25 protein-coding genes and 1 tRNA gene are annotated in these 26,465 nt (G+C 68.4%); 5 read left to right on the top strand and 21 right to left on the bottom strand.

Annotated elements, in window-relative coordinates; all coding sequences use genetic code 11:
• Window positions 1–117: 117 nt before the first annotated feature.
• The 21 genes from EPN29_06700 to EPN29_06600 all read right to left on the bottom strand — a co-directional run bounded on the left by EPN29_06700 (window position 118) and on the right by EPN29_06600 (window position 20,444).
• A tRNA-Ser gene (locus tag EPN29_06700) sits at window positions 118–209 on the bottom strand.
• Between the two features lie 25 nt (window positions 210–234).
• A complete protein-coding gene (locus EPN29_06695) occupies window positions 235–1,497 on the bottom strand; it encodes a serine--tRNA ligase (protein ID TAN33223.1) in 1,263 nt (420 codons plus the stop codon).
• 223 nt (window positions 1,498–1,720) lie between these two features.
• Window positions 1,721–3,124 carry a lysine--tRNA ligase gene (locus EPN29_06690; GenBank protein ID TAN33222.1) on the bottom strand — a complete coding sequence of 468 codons (1,404 nt, stop codon included), beginning with the start codon at window positions 3,122–3,124 and terminating at the stop codon, window positions 1,721–1,723.
• A 51-nt stretch (window positions 3,125–3,175) separates the two neighbouring features.
• Entirely contained in the window at window positions 3,176–4,024 is an 849-nt protein-coding gene (locus EPN29_06685; GenBank protein ID TAN33221.1) for an MBL fold metallo-hydrolase, read from the bottom strand.
• Entirely contained in the window at window positions 4,021–5,856 is a 1,836-nt protein-coding gene (locus EPN29_06680; protein TAN33220.1) for a GAF domain-containing protein, read from the bottom strand. The genes EPN29_06685 and EPN29_06680 overlap by 4 nt, the downstream gene beginning before the upstream one ends.
• A 34-nt stretch (window positions 5,857–5,890) precedes the next feature.
• The gene (locus EPN29_06675; protein TAN33219.1) at window positions 5,891–6,667 is read right to left on the bottom strand and encodes a type III pantothenate kinase; all 777 of its coding nucleotides are present in this window, start codon (window positions 6,665–6,667) and stop codon (window positions 5,891–5,893) included.
• 12 nt (window positions 6,668–6,679) lie between these two features.
• The gene (gene argH, locus EPN29_06670) at window positions 6,680–8,014 is read right to left on the bottom strand and encodes an argininosuccinate lyase (protein TAN33233.1); all 1,335 of its coding nucleotides are present in this window, start codon (window positions 8,012–8,014) and stop codon (window positions 6,680–6,682) included.
• A 56-nt stretch (window positions 8,015–8,070) separates the two neighbouring features.
• Entirely contained in the window at window positions 8,071–9,318 is a 1,248-nt protein-coding gene (locus tag EPN29_06665; GenBank protein ID TAN33218.1) for an argininosuccinate synthase, read from the bottom strand.
• Entirely contained in the window at window positions 9,308–9,715 is a 408-nt protein-coding gene (locus EPN29_06660; GenBank protein TAN33217.1) for an ArgR family transcriptional regulator, read from the bottom strand. The genes EPN29_06665 and EPN29_06660 overlap by 11 nt, the downstream gene beginning before the upstream one ends.
• Window positions 9,712–10,836: an acetylornithine transaminase gene (locus tag EPN29_06655; GenBank protein ID TAN33232.1), complete on the bottom strand. Its 1,125-nt coding sequence runs from the start codon at window positions 10,834–10,836 to the stop codon at window positions 9,712–9,714. Before EPN29_06655 ends, EPN29_06660 begins: the two co-directional genes overlap by 4 nt.
• Before the next feature lie 38 nt (window positions 10,837–10,874).
• Window positions 10,875–11,711 (bottom strand): acetylglutamate kinase, encoded by an 837-nt coding sequence (argB, locus tag EPN29_06650; GenBank protein ID TAN33216.1) that lies wholly within the window; start codon window positions 11,709–11,711, stop codon window positions 10,875–10,877.
• Window positions 11,708–12,925, bottom strand: a complete 1,218-nt coding sequence (gene argJ, locus EPN29_06645; protein TAN33215.1) for a bifunctional glutamate N-acetyltransferase/amino-acid acetyltransferase ArgJ — start codon at window positions 12,923–12,925, stop codon at window positions 11,708–11,710. Before argJ ends, argB begins: the two co-directional genes overlap by 4 nt.
• The gene (locus EPN29_06640; GenBank protein TAN33214.1) at window positions 12,916–13,944 is read right to left on the bottom strand and encodes an N-acetyl-gamma-glutamyl-phosphate reductase; all 1,029 of its coding nucleotides are present in this window, start codon (window positions 13,942–13,944) and stop codon (window positions 12,916–12,918) included. The genes argJ and EPN29_06640 overlap by 10 nt, the downstream gene beginning before the upstream one ends.
• A 66-nt stretch (window positions 13,945–14,010) precedes the next feature.
• Window positions 14,011–14,316: a phosphoribosyl-AMP cyclohydrolase gene (hisI, locus tag EPN29_06635; protein ID TAN33231.1), complete on the bottom strand. Its 306-nt coding sequence runs from the start codon at window positions 14,314–14,316 to the stop codon at window positions 14,011–14,013.
• Between the two features lie 11 nt (window positions 14,317–14,327).
• Entirely contained in the window at window positions 14,328–15,089 is a 762-nt protein-coding gene (hisF, locus tag EPN29_06630) for an imidazole glycerol phosphate synthase subunit HisF (protein ID TAN33213.1), read from the bottom strand.
• 16 nt (window positions 15,090–15,105) lie between these two features.
• Window positions 15,106–15,699, bottom strand: coding sequence for an imidazole glycerol phosphate synthase subunit HisH (hisH, locus tag EPN29_06625; protein ID TAN33212.1), 594 nt, complete (start codon window positions 15,697–15,699; stop codon window positions 15,106–15,108).
• Window positions 15,696–16,280: an imidazoleglycerol-phosphate dehydratase HisB gene (gene hisB, locus EPN29_06620; GenBank protein ID TAN33211.1), complete on the bottom strand. Its 585-nt coding sequence runs from the start codon at window positions 16,278–16,280 to the stop codon at window positions 15,696–15,698. Before hisB ends, hisH begins: the two co-directional genes overlap by 4 nt.
• Window positions 16,273–17,544 (bottom strand): histidinol dehydrogenase, encoded by a 1,272-nt coding sequence (gene hisD / locus EPN29_06615; protein TAN33210.1) that lies wholly within the window; start codon window positions 17,542–17,544, stop codon window positions 16,273–16,275. Before hisD ends, hisB begins: the two co-directional genes overlap by 8 nt.
• The gene (locus EPN29_06610) at window positions 17,534–18,187 is read right to left on the bottom strand and encodes an ATP phosphoribosyltransferase (GenBank protein TAN33209.1); all 654 of its coding nucleotides are present in this window, start codon (window positions 18,185–18,187) and stop codon (window positions 17,534–17,536) included. The genes hisD and EPN29_06610 overlap by 11 nt, the downstream gene beginning before the upstream one ends.
• On the bottom strand, window positions 18,187–19,485 hold the full coding sequence (gene hisZ / locus EPN29_06605; protein ID TAN33208.1) for an ATP phosphoribosyltransferase regulatory subunit: 1,299 nt from the start codon (window positions 19,483–19,485) through the stop codon (window positions 18,187–18,189). The genes EPN29_06610 and hisZ overlap by 1 nt, the downstream gene beginning before the upstream one ends.
• Window positions 19,486–19,574: 89 nt before the next feature.
• Complete coding sequence (locus EPN29_06600; GenBank protein TAN33207.1) at window positions 19,575–20,444, bottom strand: tetratricopeptide repeat protein; 870 nt, start codon at window positions 20,442–20,444, stop codon at window positions 19,575–19,577.
• 78 nt (window positions 20,445–20,522) lie between these two features.
• On the opposite strand from EPN29_06600, the gene EPN29_06595 reads away from it, so the two are divergent.
• The 5 genes from EPN29_06595 to EPN29_06575 all read left to right on the top strand — a co-directional run bounded on the left by EPN29_06595 (window position 20,523) and on the right by EPN29_06575 (window position 26,461).
• A complete protein-coding gene (locus EPN29_06595) occupies window positions 20,523–21,872 on the top strand; it encodes a hypothetical protein (protein ID TAN33206.1) in 1,350 nt (449 codons plus the stop codon).
• A 239-nt stretch (window positions 21,873–22,111) separates the two neighbouring features.
• Window positions 22,112–23,362, top strand: coding sequence for a hypothetical protein (locus EPN29_06590; protein TAN33205.1), 1,251 nt, complete (start codon window positions 22,112–22,114; stop codon window positions 23,360–23,362).
• 90 nt (window positions 23,363–23,452) lie between these two features.
• Window positions 23,453–24,490: a branched-chain amino acid ABC transporter permease gene (locus EPN29_06585; GenBank protein TAN33230.1), complete on the top strand. Its 1,038-nt coding sequence runs from the start codon at window positions 23,453–23,455 to the stop codon at window positions 24,488–24,490.
• Window positions 24,487–25,695, top strand: a complete 1,209-nt coding sequence (locus EPN29_06580; protein TAN33204.1) for an ABC transporter ATP-binding protein — start codon at window positions 24,487–24,489, stop codon at window positions 25,693–25,695. Before EPN29_06585 ends, EPN29_06580 begins: the two co-directional genes overlap by 4 nt.
• A 1-nt stretch (window position 25,696) precedes the next feature.
• Window positions 25,697–26,461 carry an ABC transporter ATP-binding protein gene (locus tag EPN29_06575; GenBank protein TAN33203.1) on the top strand — a complete coding sequence of 255 codons (765 nt, stop codon included), beginning with the start codon at window positions 25,697–25,699 and terminating at the stop codon, window positions 26,459–26,461.
• The last annotated feature ends 4 nt before the right edge of the window (window positions 26,462–26,465 follow it).

The raw sequence follows: 26,465 nt of genomic DNA, 5'->3' as shown, positions 1-26,465 counted from the left end.
GTCAGCTTCTCAGAGCCCTCACCCTCGAGCCAAACCGAAGCTACTACGGTCTTGCAGGCCGCTGGCCTGTGCACAATGTCCTGCAACAGGTGTCCTCGATGTCTTGAGACAGGACAGTGGCGGAGGGGCAGGGATTTGAACCCTGGATAGGCTTGCACCTATAACGGTTTTCAAGACCGCCGCCATAAACCGGGCTCGGCCACCCCTCCGCGAGGCACCACGGATTCTAGGAACTCAGCGAGCCCCGATTACCTCCAGCCCATTCATGTAAGGACGCAGCACCTCCGGCACCGAGATCAGGCCGTCGGCCCGCTGGTAGGTCTCCAAGATCGCGTCGATCGTTCGCGTCAGCGCCAGACCACTGCCGTTGATCGTGTGCGCGAACCGCGGCGGCGCCCCGCGTGCCGGACGGTACCGGATGTTGGCGCGCATCGCCTGGAAGTCGTTGAACACCGAACACGACGACACCTCCAGGTAGCGGTCGAGCCCGGGGCTCCAGGCCTGCAGGTCGTACTTCTTGAACTGCGCGAAGCCCATGTCTCCCGAGCACATCGACAGCACCTGGTAATGGAGGCCGAGGCGTCTCAGGATGTCCTCCGCGTCGGCCGTCAGCTTCTCGAATTCCTCCATCGACGTCTCCGCCGTCGTCACCTTGACCAGCTCCACCTTGGAGAACTGATGCAGGCGGATGTACCCCCGCGTGTCCTTCCCCCCCGCCCCCGCCTCGGACCGGAAGCAGGGCGAGTAAGCGACGTATTTCAAGGGCAGGCGGTCGGCGTCGACTATCTCCTCGCGATGGAGGTTGGTCAGCGGGACCTCGGAGGTCGGGATCAGCCACAGGTCCTGGCCCTCGACCTTGAAGGCGTCGGCGCCGAACTTGGGCAGGTTGGCCGTCCCCGTCATCGAGGCGCTGTTGACCAGGGCCGGCGGCAGCACCTCGGTGTAGCCGTGCTCGCGGGTGTGGACGTCGAGCATGAACTGCACCAGCGCCCGCTCCAAGCGAGCGCCCTCGCCGATCAGGAACGCGAACCGCGAACCTGAAACCCGCGCCGCTCTTTCAAAATCCATGATGCCCAGCGACTCGCCGAGGTCGTAATGGGTGCGAGCCGGGAAACCGAGACCGGGCTTGGACCCCCACTCCCTTTCGACCACGTTGCCGGCGTCCGTCGCGCCGATGGGGACCGATTCGTGAAAGACATTCGGCACTCGGAGCAGCAGGCCGTCGAGCTCCTTCTTGACCGCCTCCGCCTCGGCCAGCTGCTCCTTGGCGACGCCCGCCATCTCGCGCAGCCTCGACTTCAGCCCCTCATCACGCGTCTGGGCGAATTCCTTGGACAGGCGGTTCTGATCCGCCTTGATCGTCTCGGCCCTGTGCAGGTGGCCGCGCCAGCGCTCGTCGAGCTCCAGGATCTCGTCGATCGGCGCCGGCTCGCCCTTCAGCGCGGCCGCACGGCGGACGCGATCCGGGTCCTTGCGGATCAACTCCAGCGGCAGCACGGCTAGTGCACTGTCCCGGAAATACGTTGTGGGATCGCCACCAGAGTGGTCCAGATGCTAGACGTCGGCGAGCACCGGAGCGACGGCACCTGCCCTGCGTTAGCGAGGAGCGGAGCCGACAACGACGCAGATGGGCCGCTGTGGGGGATGAGTTTCGGCGCAGCCGAAATTGCACCGCCCCGCAGGGGCGCTGCAACCCGCAAGGTATTTCTGGGTCGGTGCACTAGGTCTCGGCCTTCATGACCGGGAACAGGATCACGTCGCGCACCGACGGCTGGTCCGTGAGCAGCATCACCAGCCGGTCGAGGCCCACGCCCAGGCCGCCGCACGGCGGCAGGCCGTACTCGACCGCGCGCAGGAAATCCTCGTCCATCGGATGCGCCTCCACGTCGCCCGCCGCCCGCATCGCCGCTTGCGCCTCGAAACGCGCGCGCTGGTCGACCGGGTCGGTCAGCTCGGTGAAGGCGTTGGCGTACTCGCGACCCAGGATGATGAGCTCGAAGCGCTCGACGAACCGCGGATCGTCTTCGCGAGGCCGCGCCAGCGGCGAGATCTCGATCGGGTAGTCGATGACGAACGTGGGTTGCCGGAGCCGGGGTTCGACGTGCTCCTCGAACAGGTCGTTCAGCTCCTGGCCGGCTGCATGCCGCCCGGTGTGCTCGAGCACCAGGTCGGCCATGCGCTCGCGCCGGAAGGGTGGCGTGAGGTCGACCGCCTCACCCTGGTAGCTGGTTTCCAGCGGGCGGCCGGCAGCCATCGCCGAGGCGACCATCAGGTCTTCGACGAGCCGCATCACGTCTTCGTAATCGGCATACGCCTGGTAGCACTCGAGCAGGCTGAACTCCGGGTTGTGGCGCGGCGACAGGCCCTCGTTGCGGAAGACCCGGCCGATCTCGTACACACGCTCGAAGCCGCCGACGAGCAGCCGCTTCAGGTGCAGCTCCAGCGCGATGCGCAGGTACAGGTCGCGGTCCAGCGAGTTGTGGTGGGTCAGGAACGGCCGCGCGTGGCCTCCTCCGGGCACCTCTTGCAGCACCGGCGTCTCGACGTCCAGGAAGCCGCGCTCGTCCAGCAGCCCCCGGATCGCCGTGATGATCTTGGTGCGCGCCCGAAACACCTCCCGCACCTCAGGGTTGGCGATCAGGTCCACATAGCGCTGCCGGTAGCGGATCTCCACGTCCTTCAACCCGTGCCACTTCTCCGGCAGCGGGCGCAGTGACTTGGTCAGCAGCTGGAAGGTCTGGACCTCGACCGTCACCTCACCCCGGCGCGTGCGAAAGATCGGACCGGTGACGCCGATCAGGTCACCGGCGTCGAGATCCACGAACCGGTCGAACTCGGCCTCGCCGAGGATGTCGCGGCCGGCGAAGACCTGGATGCGCCCGTGGCCGTCCTGCAGGTCGGCGAACGCGGAGCCGCCGTGAAGCCGCTTCACCATCAGCCGGCCGGCGAGCGAGACGGGTTCCGTCCGCTCCACCTCACCCAGCAGCGCTCTGGCCGCCACGCTGTCGTGTGTCGGCCTGAATCCGCGCGAGAACGGATCGACCCCGGCGCCACGTAGCCTTTCGAGCTTCTCGCGGCGGTCACGAAACACCCCCGGCAGATCGAGCTCAGTATCGCCGGTCACGGGCAAAAGACTAAGGGACTCGGCTCGATCGACCGCGCCCGGCGCTCGAAACTAGAGCGCCAGCTCCTGTTCCTCGGCCGCCGGGAAGGCGTCGACATCGGCGCCGCCCGCCTGGCGGTGGTTGCCGATCGCCTCCTCGATCAGGGCGTCGATGTCGCTGTCCGAATGCGCCGGGTCGTGATGGAAGAAGGCCAGCTCCTTGACACCGGCCTGTTCGGCGAGCGACAGCGCCTCCTCGTAGGTCGAGTGGCCGAAACCGGCGTGCGTCCTGTACTCCTCGGTGCTGTACTGCGCGTCGTGGACGAGCAGATCCGCGTCCCGGCACCAGTTGGCGATGTCCTTGACCGTGCAGCCGCCCTCGTTGGCGAACATCGCGATCTCGTTATCCGTCGCAAAGGCAAACCGCGCCGATCCCTCATCGATCCGGTAGCCGAAGGTCGGGATCGGGTGCATCAACAGGTGGGGCGTGATCTGCAGCGCCCCCACCTCGAAGGTCTCACCCGGGTTGCGCTCGATGAACTCCATCTCGGCCGGCATGTGGTCGAGCCGCACCGGGAAGTACGCCGGGTCCATCTGGTCCGCGAACGCGGCCTGCAGCGACTTGGCCGAGCCCGCCGGCCCGACGATCGTCAGGTGCGTGCCGGGAATGAACGCCGGCAGGAAGAACGGAAAGCCCTGGATGTGGTCCAGGTGCGTATGCGTGATCAGGAGGTGGGCCTGCAGCGGGGCGGTCGCGCTGAACCCCGCCCCGAGCTCGGCGATGCCCGAACCGGAGTCGATGATGAGGAGGTTGTTCTCCCTGTCCCTCACCTCGATGCAGGTGGTGTTGCCTCCGTACCTGAGCGTTCGCGGGCCGGGGGTCGGCCGCGTGCCCCGAGTCCCCCAGAACTTGATCCTCATCTCGCCAGAGATGCCTCGTAGACGCGCTGGGTGACGAAAACGTCGAACAGGTCGCGGTCGAGCTTGCCCTGATCGGACTCGGCGCGCAGGATGTCGAGCGCGGTGTCCGGCGCCACGGCCGGCTTGTACGGGCGGTCCTGCGCGGTCAATGCGTCGTAGATGTCGGAAATGGTCATCATTCGCGCCTGCAGCGGGATCTGATCCCCCACCAGGCGCCGCGGGTATCCCGACCCGTCCAGCTTTTCGTGGTGACCGTAGGCGATCTCCGGGATGCCGTCCATCACCGGGGTCCACGGGATCTTGGTCAGGAAGTGGAAGCTGTGGGTCACGTGGGATTCCATCTCCAGGCGCTCCTGCGGATCGAGGGTGCCCTTGCGGATGCTCAGGAAACGGAATTCCTGGGGGTCGAGCATCGGGTGCGGCTGGCCGGACATGTCGTGATACGTCTGCCGCGACAGGAACTCCAGCATCGACGCCTTGTCCTCGGGAAGCACGCTTGGCTCGTTGGCCGCGACGATGCTCTCGACCCACTGGTTGAGCTGGGCGAGCTCTTCCTCCAGACGCCGGTCGATCTCGCCGAGCAACGGCGCGCTGCCGCGCCCGCTGCGCATGGCCTCCAGCTTCTCGGTCGCGTAAGTCACCTGGACCGACCGCTCGATGAACTCGAACCGCGCCTGGATCACCTCGAGCTGGCCGGGCATGAGCTTTTTCGCCTTGACGAGGACGTGCTCCCGAACGCCGACCTTGCCGAAGTCGTGCAGCAGGCACGCGTAGCGCAGCTCTTTGAACTGATCCTCGGTCAGGTGGACGTCGCGATACTTACCGGCCCCCAAGCTCGTCACCGCGCGGGCCAGGGCGGTGGTCAGACGCTCGACCCGCCCCGAGTGACCGGCGGTGCTCGGGTCTCGCTGCTCGATCGCGGTCACGCTCGCCTGCACGAATCCGTCGAACAACGCCTGGATCGAATCGAGCAGGTTCCTGTTGTCGATCGCCACCGCGGCCTGGCTGGCGATGGATTCGATCATCACGAGATCCCCGGGCCGGAAGCTGACCACCTCGGACTCGACCGTGCTCACGGTGAGGCGGGTTTCAAAGTGCCGCTTGGCGTTGATGAGCTGGACGGCGCCCACGACCTCGTCGTTGTGGTTCCTCATGGGCACGGTGAGCATCGACTTGGTCCGGTAGCCGTATTGCTCGTCGAACACCCGGCCGCCCTGCGGCTTGCCTGGCGGCGGCCGGTATGCGTCGTCATAGATCTGGCTCGTTCCCACTGACACGGTGTAGCCGACGACCGTCTTCTCGTCGACGGGCACCTTGAACGCCTGGTAGGTGTTGGCGAGGGAGGTGTTCTGGCTCGACGCCAGGAACAGCATCGGCCGGCCGGCCTCGCCCGCGGTCTTGAGCCACAGGCTGGCGCCGTCCGCGTTGGTCAGCTGGCGCATGGTCGTGAGGATGAATTCCTGCAGCTTCCGGAGATCGCGCTCAGCCGAGAGCGCGATGCCGATGCGGTTGAGCTCCTCGAACTGCCGGTGCTGGCGGCGCGACTGCTCCTCCAGCTGCCCCACCTCCTGCTTCAGGGCCACGTTCTCCATCGCGATGCGAAGGAGCTCGCGGAGAGCCGACGGCGATGCGTCGGCCGGCGGCGCGACGGCGATGTCGGCCAGCCCTTCGGGCGCGCCCCGGCCGGGAGCGAGCAGGACCAGCGCCGGCCGCACCACGCCGGCGGGATGGTTGAGCGACTGGCTTTCGAGGCCGAGGCCGGCCACCAGCTGCGCGAGCGCCGGCCCCGGGTCGCCCACGAAGTAGACGTGGAAGGCCGGAGCCGTCTTCATGCGGTCTGGCTGGCTGGCACGGTCGAGCATATGTCTAGCACCGGCCGTCCGAGTTTTGGAGATAGATAAGACGTAAACCCTCCAGGGTCAGGAGCGGGTCGGTGGTTTCGATGACGTGGGTCAGCCCGGCGACCAGGGCCGCCTGTCCCCCGGTGGCGACCACCTTCGCCGTGCCGCCGAGCTCGGCCACCATCCGCTCGACCATGCCCTCCACCTGCGCGACGAACCCCCAGACCAGCCCGGACTGGATCGAGGAGACGGTGTTGCGGCCGATCACCGAGTCGGGGGCCACCGCCTCGACGCGGCGGAGCATCGCGGTGTGAGAGACCAGCGCGTCGAGTGAGATCTCGACCCCTGGCGCTATGGCTCCGCCCAGGTAGTCGCCCTCGGCGCTGATGGCGTCATAGGTGACGGCGGTGCCGAAGTCGATCACGACGACAGGCCCGCCGTACTTCGTGTAGGCGGCCAGCGCGTTGGCGATGCGATCGGCGCCGACGTCCTTCGGATTGTCGTAGCGGATGCGAACGCTCGTGCGGACGCCAGGCCCGACCATGACCGGCTCGCACTTGAGATAGCGCCTCGAAGCCTCGAGCAGGGCGGGATTCAGATTGGGCACGACGCTCGAGATGACGACACCGTCGACCACCCCGAGCTCGTATCCGCGCAACTCGAAGAGCTGGCGCAGCTCGACCGCCATCTCGTCCGCCGTGCGCTCGCGGTGGGAGGTGACCCGCCAGTCGGCGACCAGCCGCTCGCCCTCGAACAGAGCCAGCGTCACGTTGGTGTTGCCGACGTCCACGGCGAGCAGCATCAGCTGCACAGGCTAACTTGGCAGGGGGGGTGGGTGGCCCTCACTCCAGCGTTTCAGTCCCGCCGCCTGCCGGCGCACCGCTGTGGCGCGGGCGGCGACGCGGCGCGGCTGGGGCGCTCCCGGCAGATTGCGCCTGGCCAGCGATGCGGCGGCGTCCCACGGCACCTGAAGGGCATCCTCCCGAACCTGGCGGCCCACGGTGACGTGGGCGTCGCGGAACGGAACGCCCGAGCTCACGAGCGCCTCGGCGGCATCCGTGGCGAGCAGGCCGGGATCGGCGGCGGCGGCCGCCAGCCGGTCGCGATCGAACCCGAGGTGCTCGACCAGGAGCGCGGCCGCGCGCAACGAATCCAGCGTGCCGTCGACGGCGGCGAAAACCTGCGGCTTGTCCTCCTGCAGGTCGCGGTCGTAGGCCAGCGGCAGGCCCTTGACGACCGTGGCCAGCGCCATCAGGCTCCCGAGCGCCCGCCCCGCCCGGCCTCTCAACAGCTCGGCGATGTCGGGGTTTTTCTTCTGCGGCATGAGGCTGGAACCGGTGGCGACCTCGTCCGCCAGCCGCACGAATCCGAACTCGCTGCTCGCCCAGAGCACGACATCCTCCCCGAGCCGGCTGAGATGGAGGGACGCGCAGACACAGGCATACACGAGGTCGAGCGCGAAATCTCGGTCGGCGACGGCGTCGATGCTGTTCGTGGTCAGGCGCCGGAAGCCGAGCTCTTCGGCCACCACCTCACGCCGCAGCGGCAGGGTCGTCGCCGCGAGCGCCCCCGACCCGAGCGGCATCTCGTCCGCCGCGTCGTAGGCGCGCCGCAAGCGCTCGGCATCGCGCAGCAGGGGCTCGGCGTGGGCCAGCAGGTGGTGCCCGACGGTCACCGGCTGAGCCCGCTGCAGGTGGGTGTAACCGGGCATCGTCCAGGCGGCGTGGGCATGTGCTTGGGCGGCGAGCGCAGTGCTCACCGCCGCCACCGCCGCCACCAGCTCGGCGGCGGCGGAGCGGCAGTAGAGGCGAAGGTCCAGCGCGACCTGGTCGTTGCGGGAGCGGCCCGCATGCAGGCTGGCGCCCGCCGGCGTGATCTCGGTCAGGCGGCGTTCGACGGCCGTATGGATGTCCTCATCCGAAGCCTTGAATGCAAAGGCCCCGCCGTCGATCTCCTTTTTGACCTGGCGCAGCCCGCGCTCGATCGACGCCAGCTGTGCCGGTGACAGAAGCCCGGCCGCGGCGAGCCCGCGAGCATGCGCGAGGCTGCCGGCGATGTCGTAGGGGTAGAGCTCGAAGTCGGTCTCGAGCGAGGACGAGAAGCGTTCGAGCTCAGGCAGCATGGCGCGCCGGAACCTGCCGCCCCACAGCTTGCCGGAAGGCGCCTTGCCGCTCGCGGCCGAGGCTCGCCGCCGCGCCTTGCCGGCTATGGCGTCAGCCTCTTCACGTCCCCAAGCAGGCTGCCCAGCTCGCGGGCGTGAAGCTGGCCCTGGACCTGCGTCGAGGTGCGCACCCCCATGCCCCACAGCTTGATGAACCCGGCGGCCGCGGACTGGTCGAAGACGTCGCCCTTGCCGTACGTCGCCAGCGACAGCTGATAGAGCTGCTGCGGGCCCTTGCGCCCGACCACCTGCGACGAGCCCTTGAAGAGCTTCAGGCGCACGTCGCCGGTCACGTGACGCTGGGTTTCGGTGACGAAGGCGTGGAGCGCATCGCGCAGCGGGCTGAACCAGAGGCCGTCGTAGACCATCTGCGCCCAGTGCTGCGCCACGAGGTCCTTGAACCTGGCCACCTCTTTGGGCAGGGTGATGTCCTCCAGGGCCTGGTGGGCCTGGAGGAGGAGCACGGCCGCCGGCGCCTCATAGATCTCGCGCGACTTGATGCCGACCAGGCGGTTCTCCAGATGGTCGATCCGTCCGACTCCGTTTTCGCCGCCGATCCGGTTGAGCTCTGTCACCAGCTCCAGCGGGTCGACGGCCTTGCCGTCCAGGGCCACCGGGAGGCCGTGCTTGAATCCGATCTCGACGTAGATGGGCTCGTCCGGGCACTCGCGCGGATCGCGCGTCCAGCTGTACACGTCGCGCGGGGCCTCGGCCCAGGGGTCCTCGAGCACGCCGGCTTCGATCGAACGGCCCCAGAGGTTCTCGTCGGTCGAGTAAGGCGAGCGCACGGTCGCGGGCACCTCGATGCCGTGCTTGGTCGCGTACTCGATCTCGTCGTCGCGGTTCATGTCCCATTCGCGCACGGGAGCGACCACCTCGAGCTCTGGCGCAAGCGCGGCGGTGGCGACGTCGAACCTCACCTGGTCGTTGCCCTTGCCGGTGCAACCGTGGGCGATCGCCGCCGCTCCTTCGCGCCGGGCGACCTCGACCATCATGGCCGCGATCAGCGGACGGCCCAGAGCCGTCGCCAGCGGATACTCCTTCTCGTACACGGCCCCAGCCTGCAGCGACGGCCAGACGAACAGCTGGAGGAAGGGCGTGCGTCCGTCCGCCACGTACGCTGCCGACGCCCCGATCTTCAGGGCTCGGGCCTGGATGGCGTCGAGGTCCTTCTTCTCTCCCAGGTCGACGGTGAAGGCGATCACGTCCCAGCCCCGATCCTTCAGCCACCGGATCGCCACCGAAGTGTCGAGTCCGCCCGAGTAGGCGAGCACGAGTTTCTTAGCCGGCATGGGTCAGGAGCTCCTTCAAGGCGCGGCCGGCGCCCCGCTTGCGCAGGACGGCGATGATCGTGTCGTCCCCCGCCACCGTGCCGGCGATGCCTGGCAGCGCCGCCTCGTCGATCCGCCTGGCGACCAGGTTCGCCGTGCCGGGCGGGGTCTTGATCACCGCCACGGGCTCCACCAGCTCGACCGACAGCACCAGCTCTCGCACCATGGCGGCGGAGCTGCGATAGCCGCTGCCCGCGCGAACCAGCCCCAGCTCCTGGATGTCGCGAGAGACCGTGGCCTGGGTCGCCCTCACGCCACGCCGCGCGAGCGCGGTGGCGATCTCGTGCTGCGTGTGCGCCGAGCCGCGATTCACCAGATCGAGGATGGCCTGGTGCCGCTCGTTTTTGGTGACGGTCACCTGAGGACCTGCCGCATCGTGGTGTGGGCCCGGTCGATCTCGGCCGGCGTGATGATCAGCGGCGGCACCAGCCGCACCGAGTTGTCGTCGACCGCGTTGACGATCAGCCCGGCGTCCAAGGAAGCTTGCTGAAAGGCTTTGGCGCGCGGCTCGGCGAACTCGAGGGCCTGCATCAGCCCCAGTCCACGAACCTCCCCGGCGCCGAGGTCGAGCAGGGCCGTCCGCAGCATCTCGCCCACCTCCGCCGCGTGCCCGACCAGGCCGTCGCGCTCGATGACGGTCAGCACCGCGAGGGCGGCCGCGCAGGCCACCGGATTGCCGCCAAACGTCGAGCCGTGGTCGCCGGGTTCGAAGACGTCGGCGCGCGGAGCGGCGAGGCACGCTCCGATCGGCAGGCCTCCGCCCAGGCCCTTGGCGAGCGTCATGACGTCCGGTGTGATGCCGTGGTGCTGGTGCGCGAACCATCGCCCGGTGCGCCCCAGGCCGGTCTGGACCTCGTCGAGGATGAGGAGCAGGTTGTTCGCGTCGCACCAGCGGCGCACCGCGGCCAGGTAGCCGGGCGCGCTCGGGATGACGCCGATCTCCCCCATCACGGGTTCGAGCATCACCGCCACCGTCCGCGCGCCGGTCGCCGCCTTCAAGGCCTCGAGGTCGTTGTAGGGCACGTGCACGAAGCCTTCAGGAAGCGGCTTGAACGGATCGGAGTACTTGTGCTGCCCGCCGGCGGTCACGGCGGCGAGCGTGCGCCCATGGAACGAACCGGTGGCCGTGATGATCTCGAAAGCGCCGTCGCGCTGGCGCGTCCCCCACTTGCGAGCGAGCTTGATCGCCGCCTCGTTGGCCTCCGTCCCGGAGTTGCAGAAGAACACACGCGCTGGGAAGGACAGCTCGACGAGGCGGCGGGCGAGATCGACCTGCGGCTGGGTGAAGTAGAGGTTGGAGGTGTGGATCAGCGTTCGGGACTGGGCGGTCACAGCCGCCACCACGTCGGGATGCGCGTGGCCGAGCAGGTTGACCGCGATCCCGGCGACCAGGTCGAGGTATTCCCGCCCGCCGTCGTCGTAGAGGAGGCAGCCCTGACCGCGCACGAACGTGACCGGCAGGCGCCGGCCGGTCGACATCAGATAGCGCTCGGCGAGCTCGGACGTGGTCACGGCGCTCAGGGGGTCACCATCGTCCCGATGCCCGCCTCGGTGAACAGCTCGAGGAGCAGAGCATGCTGGGTGCGGCCGTCGACGATGTGCGCGAACGGGACGCGGTCGAGGGCCCGCAGGCAGGCTTCGAGCTTGGGGATCATGCCGCCGGTGACCTCGCCCGCCTCGATTCTCTGCCGCGCGTCCTCGCGCGACAGCACCGCGACGACGTTGCCGTCGACTCCGAGCACGCCGGGGACGTCGGTCAGAAGGATGACCTTGGCCGCGTTCAGGGTGACCGCGATCTCCGCCGCGACCGTGTCCGCGTTGATGTTGTACGCGTGGCCGTCATAGCCGAGCCCGATCGAGGCGATGACCGGGATGTAGCCGCGGCCGAGGAGCGCCGTGATGGGCTCCTTGTTCACCTGCGTCACGCGGCCGACGAATCCCATGGACTCTTCGAGCGGCTCGGCGATGATCGTCGGCCCGTCCTCGCCGCTCATGCCGACGGCCTGGCCGCCGAGCCGGTGGATGGCCGCGACCAGATCGGGGCTCACCTTGCCGGTCAGCACCATCTTGACGACCTCCATCGTCTTCTCGTCGGTGACGCGAAGGCCGTTCTTGAAGGTCGCCTCGAGGCCCAGGCGCTCGCTCATGGAGGTTATCTCCGGCCCCCCGCCGTGGACGATCACCGGCTGCATGCCCACGTAGCGCAGCAGCACCACGTCGAGCAGGGTTTCGTCACGCGCCTGTGCGATGGCGTTGCCGCCGATCTTGATCACCACGATCTGGCCGTGGAATCGCTTGATGTAGGGCAGCGCCTCGACCAGGACCTTCGCGCGCTCTTCGACTGTCAGCGTCATGTCGTGTACTCGGCGTTGATTCGCACGTACTCCTCCGAAAGGTCACAGCCCCAGGCCTCGGCGCGGCCGTCCGCCAGCCCAAGGGTGGCCACGATCTCAATCTCCGGTTGCTCGAACGCGCGGCGAACGGCCGTGAGGTCGACGTCGACCCCGGACCCACGCTCGAAGACCACCAACCCGCCGACCGACAGGTGGAGCTTGTCCAGCGCGAGCTCGGCGCCACTGTACCCGAGCGCGCATACGATCCGTCCCCAGTTCGGATCCCCGCCATGGACCGCGCTCTTGACCAGGCTCGACGACGCGACGGCGCGAGCCGCCGTCCGCGCTTCGGCATCGGACAGCGCGTTCTGGACCTTGACGCTGATCAGCTTGGTGGCACCCTCCCCGTCGCGCGCCACCGCGCGCGCCAGGTCACGAGCAACCTCCAGCATCACCATCTCCAGCCGCTCCGCCTCGACGCTGCCCGCCCGGATCGGCTCGTTGCCCGCCGCGCCGTTGGCGAGCATCAGAAACGTGTCGTTGGTGGAGCTGTCGCCATCGACGGTGACCTGATTGAAGCTGCGATCGGCGATGGATTTCACGAGCCCGGCCATCAGGCCGGCCTCGACGGCGGCGTCGGTGGTGATGTACGCGAGCATGGTCGCCATGTTCGGATGGATCATCCCCGAGCCCTTGCACATGCCGCCGACGTGCACGATCGTGCCGCCGAGCTCGACTTCGAGCTGGGCGGTCTTGGGCACCGTGTCTGTGGTCATGATGGCCCGCGCCGCAGCCGTGCCGCCGTCCGCACTCAACCTGCCACACGCCTCCACGATGCCCGCCTTGACCGCGTTCATCGGCAGATTGCGCCCGATGACGCCGGTGGAGCTCACCAGCACCTGGTCGGGGTCGAGGTCGAGCCGATCGGCGGCCAGCTTGGCCATCAGCAGGGCGTCCTTGAAGCCCTGCGCGCCCGTGCAGGCGTTGGCATTGCCGGAGTTGATCGCCAGCGCCTGGACGCGGTTGTGCTGCAGGTGAAGCTGGTCGATGACCACCGACGCGGACTTCACCTTGTTGGTCGTGAACACGCCACCGGTGTCGCATGGAGACGCGGAATGAATGACGCACAGATCGTCTGTCTGGCCGCTCGGGATGGCGGAGGCGCCGGCCGTGAACGCCTTGATCCCGCAAGCGGCCGTGCCCGCCCGAAAGCCTCGGGCATAGGTCACGGCCATTGGACTGGCGCCTCCAGCGCGGTCCTGCGATCGAAGCCGAAGGCGAGGTTGAAGCACTCGACCCCCTGGCCGGAAGCCCCCTTGACCAGGTTGTCGAGCGTGGCGGTCACCACCGCCTTCCTGCCCTGCGCGCCGGCGTTGACCAGGCACAGGTTGGAATGCGTGACGAGCTTGGTCGCCGGGCTCTGGCCGATCACCCTCGTAAACGGCTGGCCGGCATAGAACTCTCGATATGTCTCCTGCAGTTCGTCCAGGGAGCCCGTGAGATCGAAGTAGCAGGTGACCAGGATCCCGCGCGTCATGGGCACGAGATGGGGGACGAAGGTCACGTTCAGATCGCCTCCCCGTCCACTGGCGGTGAGAAGGTGACCCAGCTCCTGCGTCACCTCCGCCACATGTCTGTGCCCGCCGATGGCGTAGGCCCCGATCGACTCGTTGACCTCGCTGAAGTGGACGCCGATCGCCAGTGACCGCCCTGCCCCGCTGACGCCCGACTTGGCGTCGACGACGACGTCCGAGCCGATCACGCCGGCCGCCGCCGCCGGCGCCAGGGCCAGGATCACGGCCGTGGAATAACAGCCCGGGACGGCGACCAGCTGGGCGGTCTTGATCTGTTGCTCGTGAAGCTCGGGCAGCCCGAAGACAGCCTGGCTCAGCAGCTCGGGAGCCGGGTGCTCCTGCTTGTACCAGGTGGGGTACTGGCCGGCGTCGCGCAGCCGGAAGTCGGCACTCATGTCGATCACCCGAGCGCCGGCGGCGAGCCAGCCCGCGGCCTTGCCGGCGCCGACGTTGTGCGGGAGGCAGCTGAAGACGACGTCCAACCCCGCCGGGTCAGGCTCGGGCCGGAACTCGCCCTCCAGCTCCAGCAGCGGGAACACGTCGGAGTAGGGCCGGCCGGCGAACGACCGTGAGGTCAGCTGGGCCAGTTCCACGCCCGGATGCCTCGACAAGAGGTGGACCAGGGTCATGCCGGCATATCCGTTGGCGCCCGCCACGGCGGCCTTCAGGGTTCTGGTCATGAACGCATGAGTATACATGGGACTGCATAAACATGCGCGCCGCCTACACTCCGAGGGAGATGCGGCTTACGCCCGGGGCTCGTTGAAGAAACAGGACTCCGCCCCGGTGTGACACGCTGGACCGCGAGGGTTCACCCGGAGCAGCACGCTGTCCAAATCACAGTCCAGCCGCACCTCCACCACCTCCATGACGTTGCCGGAGGTCGCGCCCTTCTCCCACAGGCCGCGCTCGCGTGAGTGAAACCACGCCCGCCCGCTCTCGCGCGTGCGCGCCCACGCCTCCTCGTCCATGTAGGCGAGCATCAGCACCCTGCCCGTCTTGGCGTTCTGGACCACGGCCGGGACGAGTCCCTTGGAAAAGTCGGGTTCGATGACCTCTGGTCTCACGGTCTGATCTCCAATCCCCTGGCGGCGAGCTGCTGCTTGACGGCGCCGATCGAGAGCTGCCCGAAGTGGAAGATGGAGGCCGCCAGCGTCGCCTCCGCCCCTCCCTCGGTCAGGGCCTGGTACATATGGTCGGCGCTGCCGGCCCCGCCCGAGGCGATCACCGGGAGGCGCACCGCCGAGCTCACGGCCTTCAACAGGCCCAGGTCGTAACCCGCCTCGGTGCCGTCCTGGTCCATCGATGTGAGCAGGATCTCCCCCGCTCCCAACCTTTCGCCGAGCACCGACCACTCCACCGCGTCCCGGCCCGTGGCCCGGCGCCCGCCGTGGCTGAAGACCTCCCAGCCTTCGCCCTCCTGGCGCCGCCGCGCGTCGATGGCGAGCACCACGCACTGCGATCCGAACACCTCCGCGCACCTGGTGATCAGCTCGGGGTCGTCCAGCACGGCGGTGTTGACCGAGACCTTGTCCGCGCCGTGCGTGAGGAGCGCGGCCATGTCCTCGACGCTCCGGATGCCGCCGCCCACCGTGAGCGGTATGAACACCTGATCCGCGGTGCGCTCGACCGCGCCGAGAAGGATGTTTCGCGCCTCCGAGGAGGCGGTGATATCGAGGAAAACGATTTCGTCCGCCCCCTCACGGTCGTACAGGGCCGCCAGCTCGGCCGGGTCGCCGGCGTCGCGCAGGTCCTTGAACCGCACGCCCTTGACCACGCGCCCCGCGGTGACGTCGAGGCAGGGAATGATTCGTTTGGCGGTCATGGCACGCGCCGCGCGCTCATCCGCACAGGGCCAGGAAGTTCGCATAAACGCGCAGGCCGTCCGGACCGCTTTTTTCCGGATGGAACTGGGTGCCCATCACGTTGCGTCTGGCGGCCGCGGCCGCCGGCGAGTGGTCGCTGATGGCGATGGCGTGCCGCGGCGAATCGGGCGTGTACGAGTGCACGAAGTAAAAGTAGGAGCGGTCCTTGATCCCCCGCCACAGGGGCGAATCGTCGCTCTGGGTCAGCCGGCACCACCCGATGACGGGCAGGCGCTCGCTGTTCTCGACCTCGACCACACGGCCGGGCAAAAGACCCAGGCCCTGGTGGCGGCCGTGCTCCATCGACTCCTCGAACAGCAGCTGATAACCGAGGCAGACGCCGAGGATCGGCTTGCCCTTCGCCGCCAGCTCGACGACCCGCCGGCCCAATCCACCCTCGGACAGCTTCTCCAGCGCCGGGGCGAACGCGCCGACACCAGGCAGGACCATCCCGTCTGCGCGCTCGAGCTCGTCGGGATCCGCCGTGAGCTTGGGGTCGGCGCCGACATGGGCCAGCGCTCGCTCCACCGAGCGAACGTTGCCGACCCCGTAATCGACGATCGCGATCACCCCAAAAGGCCTTTTGAGGAGGGCACTCCCAAGCCGCCGCCCGCGGCCATCGCCTGGCGCAGCGCGAGGCCCAGGGCTTTGAAAGTCGCCTCGGCGATATGGTGCCGGTTGCGGCCGCGGATCGAGTCGACGTGGAGAGTCGCCCCGAGGTGGATGGACAGCGCCCGCCAGAACTCTTCCAGGACCTCGGACTCGACTGTCCCGATGCGCCCTCGGAGGGCCACGTTGTAAGACAGGTACGGCCGTTTGCCCAGGTCGACGACCACGCGCGCGAGCGCTTCGTCCAGCGGCGCGTAAGCAGAGGCGAAGCGCACGATGCCCGCGCGATCGCCCAACGCCTCCGACAGCGCCTGGCCGACGACGATGCCGGCGTCTTCGACCAGGTGGTGGGTGTCGACCTCGATATCGCCGGTGCCGCGGAGCGTGATGTCAAATCCGCCGTACCGAGCCACCTGCTCCACCATGTGATCGAGGAACGCCAGCCCGGTTGCGACCTTGACGCGTCCGCGACCGTCGAGGTCGACCTTCGCCGTCAGGCTGGTTTCCTTGGTCTTGCGCGCGATTTCACCTCGCCTACTCAAGCCGCACCTCCACCGCGTGCGCGTGCGCGCCCAGACCCTCCATCGCCGCGAGCCGCACGCAAGCCTCGCGCAACATCTCGAGGTCGCCCCGGTTCAAGCTCAGGACGCTGGTCCGCTTCATGAACGTGTGCACGCCGAGCGGCGAGGCAAAGCGAGCCGCACCCGACGTCGGCAGGGTGTGATTCGGGCCCGCCACATAGTCGCCCAGCGGCACCGTCGCGTAGGCGCCGACGAAAACCGCGCCCGCGTTCTCGACCCGGGTGGCGAGCCGCCCGGCGTCGGCGGTGACGATGAGCAGGTGCTCCGGCGCGAAATCGTTGGTCAGGTCCATCGCCTGGTCGAGGTCGTCGGCCACGATGACGCAGCAGTTTGCGGCCCGGATGATCGGCTCCCGCTCCAGCCCTCGCACCAGGCTCTCCAGCTCCTCCTCGACCCGATCCGCGAGCCGCGCCGAATCCGTGACCAGCACGGCCCACGCCAGCGGGTCGTGCTCCAGCTGCGCGGCCAGGTCGGCGGCCACGTAATCGGGCCTGGCGCCGGCGTCCGCGATGACCATCACCTCGGTCGGGCCGGCGATCGCGTCCACCCCGACCGCGCCGAACACCTCGCGCTTGGCGAGCGCGACGTAGATGTTGCCCGGACCGGCGACGACGTCCACTCGGGGAATGGTGGCCGTGCCGTACGCCATCGCCGCGATCGCCTGCGCCCCGCCGACCCGATAGACGGTGTCGACGCCCGCGATGTGGGCGGCCGCCAGGATCGCCGCGGGCACGCTGCCGTCCGCACGCGGCGGCGTCGCGAGCACGACCTCGGGCACCTTCGCGACCCGTGCCGGGATCACGGTCATGAGCACGGTCGACGGGTAGGCGGCGCGCCCGCCGGGCGCGTAGACGCCCGCCCGCCGGACCGGCCGGGTGAGCAGCTTGAGACCCGGCGGTCCGATCGAGGGGGCCTGCACCTGCGGCGCGTGGAAATCGCGGATGCGCTGCGCCGCGAATTCCAGGGCGGCTCGGTCGGCCGGAGCGAGGCGGTCGGCGGCCTGGGCCAGCTCAACGGCCGGGACCTCGAAGGTCTCATCAGCGCCCGGTGCCCAGCCGTCGAACTTTTTCCCGAGCTCGCGCAGGGCGGAGTCGCCGTCCGCCGCCACGCGCGCGCAGATGTCCGCGACGGCCGCTCGCTCCTGGGCGAACTGCGACAGGTCGAGCCGCCGCCGTGACAGCGGCGAGTCGAGCCACGAACCGACGTCGAAGCGTCTAACCGGCACTTTCGACCGCCTCGCGCAGGCGCCCCACCATCGCCTGCACCGCCTCCGTGCGGGTCTTGAGGCTCGCCTGGTTGGCGATGAGGCGAGCCGTGGACGTACCCAGCAGCGCCGTGATGCGGAGCTGGTTCTCGCGCAGCGTCCGGCCGCTGGCGGTCAGGTCCACGATCCCGTCGACCAGGCCGACCAGGGGCGCCAGCTCGACCGATCCGTGCAGCTGCACCACCTCCACGGCCTGGCCTCGAGCTTCAAACCATGAGGCGGTGGTGCGCGGGTACTTGGTCGCGACTCGAAGGATGGGCGGCCAGGTCTCAGGGCCGTCGAGCCTGGATTGCTGCGGCACCGCCAGCACCAGCCGGCAGCCGCCAAAGCCCAGGTCGAGCAGCTCGTAGTGCGAGCCCGGCATCTCCCACAGGACGTCTTTGCCGACGATCCCGAGGTCGGATGCGCCGTAGTCGACGTATGCGGGCACGTCCGCCGGCCGGACCAGGATGACTCGCACTCCCGCGCGCTCGACCAGGAGCTTGCGGCCCAGCTCTTCAGCGCCGAGACGCGCCAGGCCGGCTCGCCCGAGCATGCGCAGCCCGCCGGCCATCAGGGCGCCGGTCGGGACGGCGATCGAGACGCGTTCCGGTCGCGCGCCCATCACCTGTCTCGCCCCTTCTCTTGCCCCATCGACCCGGCCAGGCGCCCGGCGACCTGCTCCGGAGGCAGCCGGCGCGCGCGCCGCCCGGTGGCGGTCCACGAAACGGTCGCGGCGCTGCGGCAGTGGATCAGGTTGGCCGCGCCCAGCGCGCGCCACCAGACCGTTGCCTGGTCGTGATCGCGAGCCTCGGTGTCCACCACGGCGCGCATACCAAACAGACGCAGGGTCGAGCCGAGACGCAGCGCCGTCGCCAGGCCTGAACCGCTCCAGGCCACGGCGGCATCGAGTCGAGGCAGCGCCGGCGGGCGGGCCGCGTGGGTCAGCATCTCCCAGACCAGGTCGAGCTGGACGACAAAGCCGGTCGCGGGGGCCGGCCGCCCGAAACGGGCGAGCAGGCCGTCATATCGTCCGCCCTGGGAGACCGGGCGTCCGAGGTCCGGGCCGTAGCCCTCGAAGATGATCCCGGTGTAGTAATCGAAGTCGCGGATCGCGCCGAGATCCAAGTTCACGACCTCGCCGAGGCCGTGATCGACCAGGAGGTCGCGGACGTGTCCGAGCTCGACCAGCGCCCGCTCCGACCGGCGGTTGCGGACGAGGCCGCCGGCCGCCTCCAGGATCTCAGCCCCACCACGCAGAGCCGGGAAGCGCAACAGGAGCTCGTGCTCAGCCGAGCGCAGCGGGGTCCGCTCGAGCAGCGACTCGAGGGCGACGAAATCGCGAGCCGCGAGCGCGCTCCGGACGCCGGCCTTGACCTCGTCCGCGAGCTTGACCGCATCCATGATCCCCTGGAAGAACTCGGCATGGCCGACATCGACCTGGTAGCGCCGAAGCCCGGTCGCTTCGAGGCAGCGCGCGGCCAGCGCGATGACCTCCGCGTCGGCGACGGGTCCGGGAGCGCCGACCAGCTCCGCGCCCACCTGGTAGGTCTCGCGGCGCTGCTGGAAGCGGCCCGCCTGGGTCGACAGCACCGGGCCCGCGTAACACAGGCGCAGCGGCAGCGGCGCGGTCCTCAGCTTGCCGGCGACGAGCCTGGCCACCGGCACCGTGCGCTCGCCGACCAGGGCGACGACCTCCCCGCGAACGTCGGTGAATTTGAAGAGGCGCCGCATCTGCCCGGCGTCCAGGCCGAGCTCCAGGACCTGGGTCGTCTCGACCATGGGCGTGATCACATGCCGGTAGCCCCACCGGCGCATCTCCGCCAGGATGGATTCCTGCGCATCGCGCAGCACCTCGGCCTCCGCGGGAAGAAGATCGCGAAATCCGGGCACGCCGCCCAGCTGAGGAGTCGCCCCAGGCACCTGACTAGGGTCGGTGAAGAGACCTCCGGGCCTGCGCCATGAACGCCCTCTTGCCCGCGGGCAAGAGGCCTGGTGAAGGGTTCTCTTGGCTAGCTGTCATCGTCGTCATCGTCATCGCCGCCCTGGCCGTCCGCACCCTCGCCGAACTCGAGCGGCTCGGCCTCGTCCTCGACCGCGTGCATGCCCTCCTCGATGTCGTCGCCGGCCGGGGCGCCCTGGACGAGCGTCTCCTCTTCTTCGTCCTCGGCGAAGACCTCGACCTCCCGCGCGAGCAGGCTCTCCTTGGTGTAGGGCCGGAACTCCACCTCGCGCTTGCGGCGCATGGGGAAGCTCGGCTTGCCCACAAACCTCGGGTCCTGGTAGGTCTCGCGGACGATCAGCTTGACGGTGCTGCCATCGCAGGCCGTCACCCCCGCCTGGTACCGGTTGCCGCCGTGGATGAACTTGATCAGGCGGCGGGCCAGCTTCGCCTCGAGCAGGCCGAGCCGGACGCCCTTCGAAGTTTCGGCCACGATGCCGTCGTCGTCGATTCGCAGCTCCGCGACATCGCCGGCCGCAACCCTGGAGCAGATGTCCGCGTCCGAGCTCTCGAGCGTGGTGATGACCGTCTTGCCCATCTCCTCGACGAACAGGTTGAGGTCGACCCTGGTCCCGCCGACCTTCAAACCCTCTTTCTGGTGGAGGAGCGCGTTGAGGCGAGCCGCATTCTTCTTGGCGATGGAGTTCATCGGGTTGAGCTTGAGCGCGACCTCGTAGGCGGACTTCGCCTCCTTGAGCTTGCCGAGCTCGGCCAGGGCCTTGCCCAGCCGGTTCTGGGTCTCCTCGTCGGAGCCAAAGCTGTCGATGATGAACCGGTTCAGCTTGACCGCGTCGTCCCACTTGCCGGCGATCGCCAGCTGGACGGCGTCATCCGCGTACTGCGAGCGGGGCTTGAGATGCTCACCGGCTTCGGTCTTCAATCGGGCGTGCTCCTGTTACCTGGGTGAAAGGGATGACGAGTATAAGTACTGCCGGGACGGCGGCGATGAACCGCGCGTGTGGGGTCGTGGGCCGACGACAATCTCCAGGTGCGATCTCTGGTCCGGGCCGTCGCCGCGGCCGCCTCCGCGTGCCTTTTCTCCACCGTCGCCTGCTCGGGCGGCACGCCGGGTGTCACCACCGCCGGCAGCATCAGGATCGGCGTCGACCTGCCGCTGTCCGGCCATGAGGGCCAGGCCGGGATCCCGACCCTGAACGGGGTCGAGTTTTTCGTCCACCGCCACCCCACCCTGGACGGTTTCAGCGTCGTCGTCGACGCTCGCGACGACGCGGTCGCCGGCATCCGGGACCCGGCACATGGCGTGCAGAACGTGCAGACCTTCATCGACGACCCGACGGTGCTGGCCGTGATCGGGCCGCTCGACTCGAGCGTCGCACGCGCGGAGATCCCAGTCGCCAACGCCGCCCACCTGGCGATGGTCAGCCCGGCCACCAGCAACCGCTGTCTCACCAAGGAGCCGCTCCTGCCCGCCGCGCTGAACCCGAGGCGGACGGCGATCGGATGCCAAGCCGCCGGTCTGCCCTCGCCGGCGGATCTCAGACCGACCGGCGTCAACAATTACTTCCGGCTTTCGACCACGGACGATCTGCAGGGCCCGGCCGCCGCCGACTATGGCTACAAGCAGCTCCACCTGCTGCGCGTGGCGGTCCTCTCCGACCACGAGGCTTACGGTCAGGCCCTGGCCGACAGCTTCACCGCGAGCTTTGCCAGGCTCGGCGGCACCGTCGTCGATCGCCTCGATTTCGATCCTTCCCCGAGCGTCGACCTCAGGACCTTCCTGCAACAGGCCAAGAAGGATGGAGCGCAGGGCGTTTACTTCGGCGGCTCCACATCGCACCAGGGCTGCAAGGTCCGCGAGCAGATGGCGGGCGTCTTCGACCCCGGGGAGGCGACTCCGTTCCTCGGCGGCAATGGGATCGCCGAGGACCCCGCATGCGTTGGCGATGCCGGGGACAACGCCGCCGGCATCTATGCGACCGTCCCCTCGGTTGACGCACCCGGTGTCCTGGCGGCCCAGCCGGTCATCGCCGCTTTCAGGTCGGAATACGGCCGGCCGCGGGATTACGGCGCCTACACCCTGTCGGCCTACGACGCCGCCGGGGTCGTCTACGACGCTCTCGACCGCGCCATCAGGGCCGGCGCCGGGCGGCTGCCGGGGCGCGACGGCGTCGTCACCGCGCTGGCGGCGACCACGGATTTTCAGGGCGTCACCGGGACTTTCGGCTTCGATCCGGCCGGCGACACCACGCTCCGGGTGGTCTCGATCTACGAACCGGCGGGCACCGACCCGCGGGCGCGCTGGAAGTGGGTGGGCACCATCGATTACAGCACTGCACTCCCATATTGATACTGGACCGTACTCAGGCGCAGATGGCGTCGATCTCCCACCCAACCCGGCCTATTGACTTGAGGGCGCCCTCGAGTCAATAGTTCTGGCGGAGTAGTGGTTCGGCCACCCCATGTGGCCGCATTCGCCGCCGGCGCACTCTCGCCCCGACGCAAGTTGGGAAGAGGGCGGCGAGTGAGGGGAGGCAGCCGCCGGAGCGGCGCTTTTCGTGCCTCCCAACAAGCACAAGGGGGAACCATATGGTTCGAGCTAGGGGACTCGTAGTCCTCACTTTGGCGACCGTGGTCGCATTCGCGTGTGGCGGTACCAGCGGCGGCGGCGGCTCCAAGGGCACGATCGAGATCGGCAGCGACCTGCCCACCTCAGGCGCCGACGCGTCCAGCGGCCTGCCCACTCAGTACGGGGCGGCATTCGCCGTCTCGCAGGTGGGAAGCGTCGATGGCTTCACCCTGAAGTTCGTGCCGTTTGACGACGCGGTCAACGGCAAACACGACCCCACCAAGGGAGCGCAGAACGTCCAGCAGATGATCTCGGACACCAAGCTCCTGGGCATGGTGGGCCCGTTCAACTCCGGCGTGGCCGCGGCTGAGATCCCGGTCGCCAACCAGGCGCCCCTGGCCATGATCAGCCCGTCCAACACCAACGAGTGCTTGACCCTCGCATTCGACTACTGCCAGAAGTACGCCGGTTACACCGCGTCGAGCCTGCGCCCGACCGGCAAGAACAACTACTTCCGCATCGCCGCGAACGACACGTTCCAGGGTCCGGCGATGGCCGACTTCGCCTACGACACCCTCGGCCTGAAGACGGTCGCGGTCTGGGACGACCAGGAGCCGTTCGGTCTGGGCGTCGCCAACAACTTCGCCAAGGAATTCCAGAAGAAGGGCGGCACCGTGGTCGCGCGACAGGGCTTTGACACCTCGAGCAAGCCTGACTTCCACACCTGGCTGAACCGGGCCCACGCCGCCGGTGCCCAGGGCATCTACGCCGGCGCCACATCGGCGTCCTACGGCTGCATCCCGCGCCAGGAGAGCCAGGGCATCTTCCCCGCCGACTCCTACTACCTCGGTCCTGACGGCATCGGCGACGGCCAGTGCATCACGGACTCAGGCGCCATGGCCAACGACCACATGTACGCGAGCCAGGGCGTCGCGGACGCCAACTCGAACACCAGCGCGGCGTCCACCATCGCGGCCTACAAGGCAGCGCACCCCGCGTCCGCCGACACGGCCGCCTACACGTTCGCCGGCTACGACTGCGCCGCCATCCTGATCGACGCCATCAAGCGCGCGATCGAGGCCAACGGCGGCAACATGCCGACCCGGCAGCAGGTCATCGACCAGATGGCCAAGACGACCAACTTCCAGGGTCTCACCGGGACCTACACCCTCAACACGGTGGGTGACCCCACCTCGCCGGCGCTGCAGATCCAGGAGTACAAGGGCAGCGCCTGGACCACCGTCAAGAACATCGCCGTCAGCAGCTCGTAAGGTCGAGTTTTTCGCAGGGAGGGGCCCGCGGCCCCTCCCTGCTTTTTTTGCCAACGAGCCTGATTTGTGAACAATTACGCCGTGGCCACCATGGTCCAGCGACTTCGGGTGTCGGTGATCGCATCGCCATCGAACTCCGCCATCAACCTCATCGGATTGGCGGTGGTCGCCGTCGCCGTCGTGGCCGCGCTGCAGCGCATCTACGAGGGTGGGGCGACCTACTTTTTCCAGACGATCGGCTTCGGGATCGCCGAAGGATCGATCTTCGCGCTGGTCGCCCTCGGCTACACGATGGTCTACGGGATCATCGAGCTGATCAACTTCGCCCACGGCGACGTGTTCACGCTCGGGGCCTTCTTCTCACTGGCGCTGATGCCGGCTTTCGGCCTGACCGAGGGCAAGATCTCGGGTTTCGCGCTGATCCTGCCCCTGCTGGGCCTGTTCGTGATCACGATGCTCTTCTGCGCCGTCGTCAACGTCGCCATCGAGCGCGTCGCGTACCGGCCGCTGCGGCACGCCCCACGCCTGGCGCCGCTGATCACGGCCATCGGCATGTCGGCCTTCCTCGAGGGCGTGATGTTCGTGTGGCGCGGACCGTTCAACCTTCACTACCCCGACTTCCTGCCTGAGTACCAGATCCCGATCGGGGGAGGAGTCACCATCGCGGCCAAGGCGGTCATGGTCATCGTCATCGGCGTCGTCCTGGTCGTCGCCCTGACGGTTTTCATCAACCGATCAAAGCTGGGCAAGGCGATGCGCGCGACCGCTCAGGACCGTGACGCCGCCCAGCTGATGGGCATCGACATCAACCGCACGATCTCGGCGACGTTCTTCATCGGCGCCGCGCTGGCCGGCGCCGGCGGCATCATCTACGGCCTGTACTACAACTCGGTCGCGGCTTTCGACGGCTTCGGTTACGGCCTCATCGCCTTCACCGCCGCCGTCTTCGGCGGCATCGGCAACATCCCGGGCGCGGCGCTGGGCGGCCTGCTCATCGGCATCATCTACTCCATCTCCGACGGCTACTTCTCGGTCGCCTGGACCCAGATCATGATCTTCGGCATCCTGATCTTCGTCCTCGTGTTCAGGCCGACCGGACTGCTCGGCATGCGAGTGCCTGAGAAATGACCCGCCTGCGCGACTTCATGCGGGCCAACCTGCGCAACCCGAACGCCATCGCATACACCCTCATGCTCCTCGGGGCCCTGTCCTTCCCCGCGCTCGTCCAGTTCGCGACCGGCAACAACGGCGATTACCTCGTCGGCCTGGCCGCGGACGGGGGCATCTACATGCTGATGGCGATCGGGCTCAACGTCGTGGTGGGTTTTGCCGGCCTCCTCGACCTCGGCTACGCCGCCTTCTTCGCCATTGGCTCGTACACGTACGCCATCGTGGCTTCGAACCACATGGCCGCCACCCCACTCGGCCATTCACTCCACGTCCCGTTCTGGATCGCCCTTTTCATCGCGATGGTCGTCGCCGCCACCGCCGGCGCGCTGCTCGGAGCGCCGACGCTGCGCCTTCGCGGCGACTACCTCGCCATCGTGACCCTCGGCTTTGGCGAGATCGTGCCGCGGGTCTTCCGCAACGCCGGCGTCTGGACCGGCGGCGTGCCCGGGATCAGCGCGCTCGACGTGCCCACGCTGCCGGGATGGTTCCAGGGCCCGTGGGTCGGCCAGGACTTCGTCTGGGTTCCCGACTTCAGGTTCACCTCGGCCAACCTGACCGCCTACTACGTGCTCATGGTCGTCCTGATCGCATTCGTCGTCTTCCTGGTGCACAACCTCTACAACTCCCGCCTCGGCCGTGCGTGGATGGCGGTTCGCGAAGACGAGACCGCGGCCGCCGCCAGCGGAGTCAACACCGTGACGATCAAGCTCCTGGCGTTCTCGATCGGCGCCGCCACCAGCGGTTTCGCCGGCGCTTTCTACGGCGCCAAGCTCTCGTACGTCAGCTCCGAGAACTTCGGCTTCATCGTCTCGGTGACGGTGCTGGCCATGGTCGTGCTCGGCGGCATGGGCAACATCCCGGGCGCCATGCTCGGCGCCATCGTCCTCTACTTCATCCTCTTCTGGTTGCTGCCGAACGCACCGCAGCAGGTGGAGGCGCTGGCCACGTCGACGGGACTCGACTGGCTGAACCACGCCAACCCGAATGGGTGGCCCGGCATCGCCGAGGAGGTGTCGCGGTCGAAGTACGTCATCTTCGGGATGATCCTGGTCGGCATCATGCTGCTGCGCCCACAGGGTCTCGTCCCCAGCCAGGTCCGCAAGCAGGAGCTGAAGCACGCCGGGCACGAACCAGTCGCCGCCCCGCGGCAGTTCCAGGCCTGACATGCCGGCCATCCTGAGAGTCAGCGGGCTGACCAAGCGTTTCGGCGGCCTGGTCGCCGTCGACAACGTCAGCTTCGAGGTGGCGGCGGGCGAGGTGTTCGCGCTCATCGGACCCAACGGCGCCGGCAAGACGACACTCTTCAACTGCATCACCGGCATCCACAAGCCGACGCTGGGCCACGTCACCTTCGGCGACCGCGACCTGACCGGCTCGCCCCCGCACCGCACGGCGAAGGCCGGGATCGCGCGCACCTTTCAGAACATCAGGCTCTTCGAGTACATGTCGGCGCTCGACAACGTCCGCCTCGGCCACCACTGCCGGATGCAGTCCAAGCTCTGGGACTCCCTGTTGAAGACGCGCAAGGAGCGGCGTGAGGAGAGGGACATCACCGAACATTCGATGGAGCTGTTGGAGCTCGTCGGCCTCGACCGCCAGGCCGAGAACTACGCCCGCAACCTGGCGTACGGGCAGCAGCGGCGCCTGGAGATCGCCCGAGCGCTGGCCACCAATCCCAAGCTGCTGCTGCTCGACGAGCCGGCCGCGGGATTCACACCGCAGGAAAAGGTGGAGCTCATGGAGCTGGTGGGCACGATCCTCCAGCGCGGGATCACGGTCTTCCTGATCGAGCACGACATGCGGGTCGTGATGCAGGCGTCCCAGAGGATCGTCGTGCTGGACCACGGCGAGAAGATTGCCGAGGGCCCGCCTGCCGAGGTGCGCAACAACCAGCGTGTGATCGAGGCCTACCTGGGCAAGTCCGCGTGACGGC

It is taken from the genome of bacterium (genome assembly GCA_004299235.1).
Classification (GTDB): Bacteria; Chloroflexota; Dormibacteria; order Dormibacterales; family Dormibacteraceae; genus SCQL01.
The sequence above is the reverse complement of the archived record's forward strand: the minus strand, read 5'-3'. Positions and strand labels throughout refer to the sequence as shown.

Excerpts from the sequence above, each read along its gene's own strand:
- EPN29_06685 (TAN33221.1), bottom strand. The coding sequence starts at position 4,024 with ATGAGGATCAAGTTCTGGGGGACTCGGGGCACGCGGCCGACCCCCGGC.
- EPN29_06680 (TAN33220.1), bottom strand. The coding sequence starts at position 5,856 with ATGAAGACGGCTCCGGCCTTCCACGTCTACTTCGTGGGCGACCCGGGG.
- EPN29_06675 (TAN33219.1), bottom strand. The coding sequence starts at position 6,667 with ATGCTGCTCGCCGTGGACGTCGGCAACACCAACGTGACGCTGGCTCTG.
- EPN29_06665 (TAN33218.1), bottom strand. The coding sequence starts at position 9,318 with ATGCCGGCTAAGAAACTCGTGCTCGCCTACTCGGGCGGACTCGACACT.
- EPN29_06655 (TAN33232.1), bottom strand. The coding sequence starts at position 10,836 with ATGTCGACCGGCCGGCGCCTGCCGGTCACGTTCGTGCGCGGTCAGGGC.
- argB (TAN33216.1), bottom strand. The coding sequence starts at position 11,711 with ATGACGCTGACAGTCGAAGAGCGCGCGAAGGTCCTGGTCGAGGCGCTG.
- argJ (TAN33215.1), bottom strand. The coding sequence starts at position 12,925 with ATGGCCGTGACCTATGCCCGAGGCTTTCGGGCGGGCACGGCCGCTTGC.
- EPN29_06640 (TAN33214.1), bottom strand. The coding sequence starts at position 13,944 with ATGACCAGAACCCTGAAGGCCGCCGTGGCGGGCGCCAACGGATATGCC.
- hisF (TAN33213.1), bottom strand. The coding sequence starts at position 15,089 with ATGACCGCCAAACGAATCATTCCCTGCCTCGACGTCACCGCGGGGCGC.
- EPN29_06610 (TAN33209.1), bottom strand. The coding sequence starts at position 18,187 with ATGGGCGCGCGACCGGAACGCGTCTCGATCGCCGTCCCGACCGGCGCC.
- EPN29_06590 (TAN33205.1), top strand. The coding sequence starts at position 22,112 with ATGGTTCGAGCTAGGGGACTCGTAGTCCTCACTTTGGCGACCGTGGTC.
- EPN29_06585 (TAN33230.1), top strand. The coding sequence starts at position 23,453 with ATGGTCCAGCGACTTCGGGTGTCGGTGATCGCATCGCCATCGAACTCC.
- EPN29_06580 (TAN33204.1), top strand. The coding sequence starts at position 24,487 with ATGACCCGCCTGCGCGACTTCATGCGGGCCAACCTGCGCAACCCGAAC.
- EPN29_06575 (TAN33203.1), top strand. The coding sequence starts at position 25,697 with ATGCCGGCCATCCTGAGAGTCAGCGGGCTGACCAAGCGTTTCGGCGGC.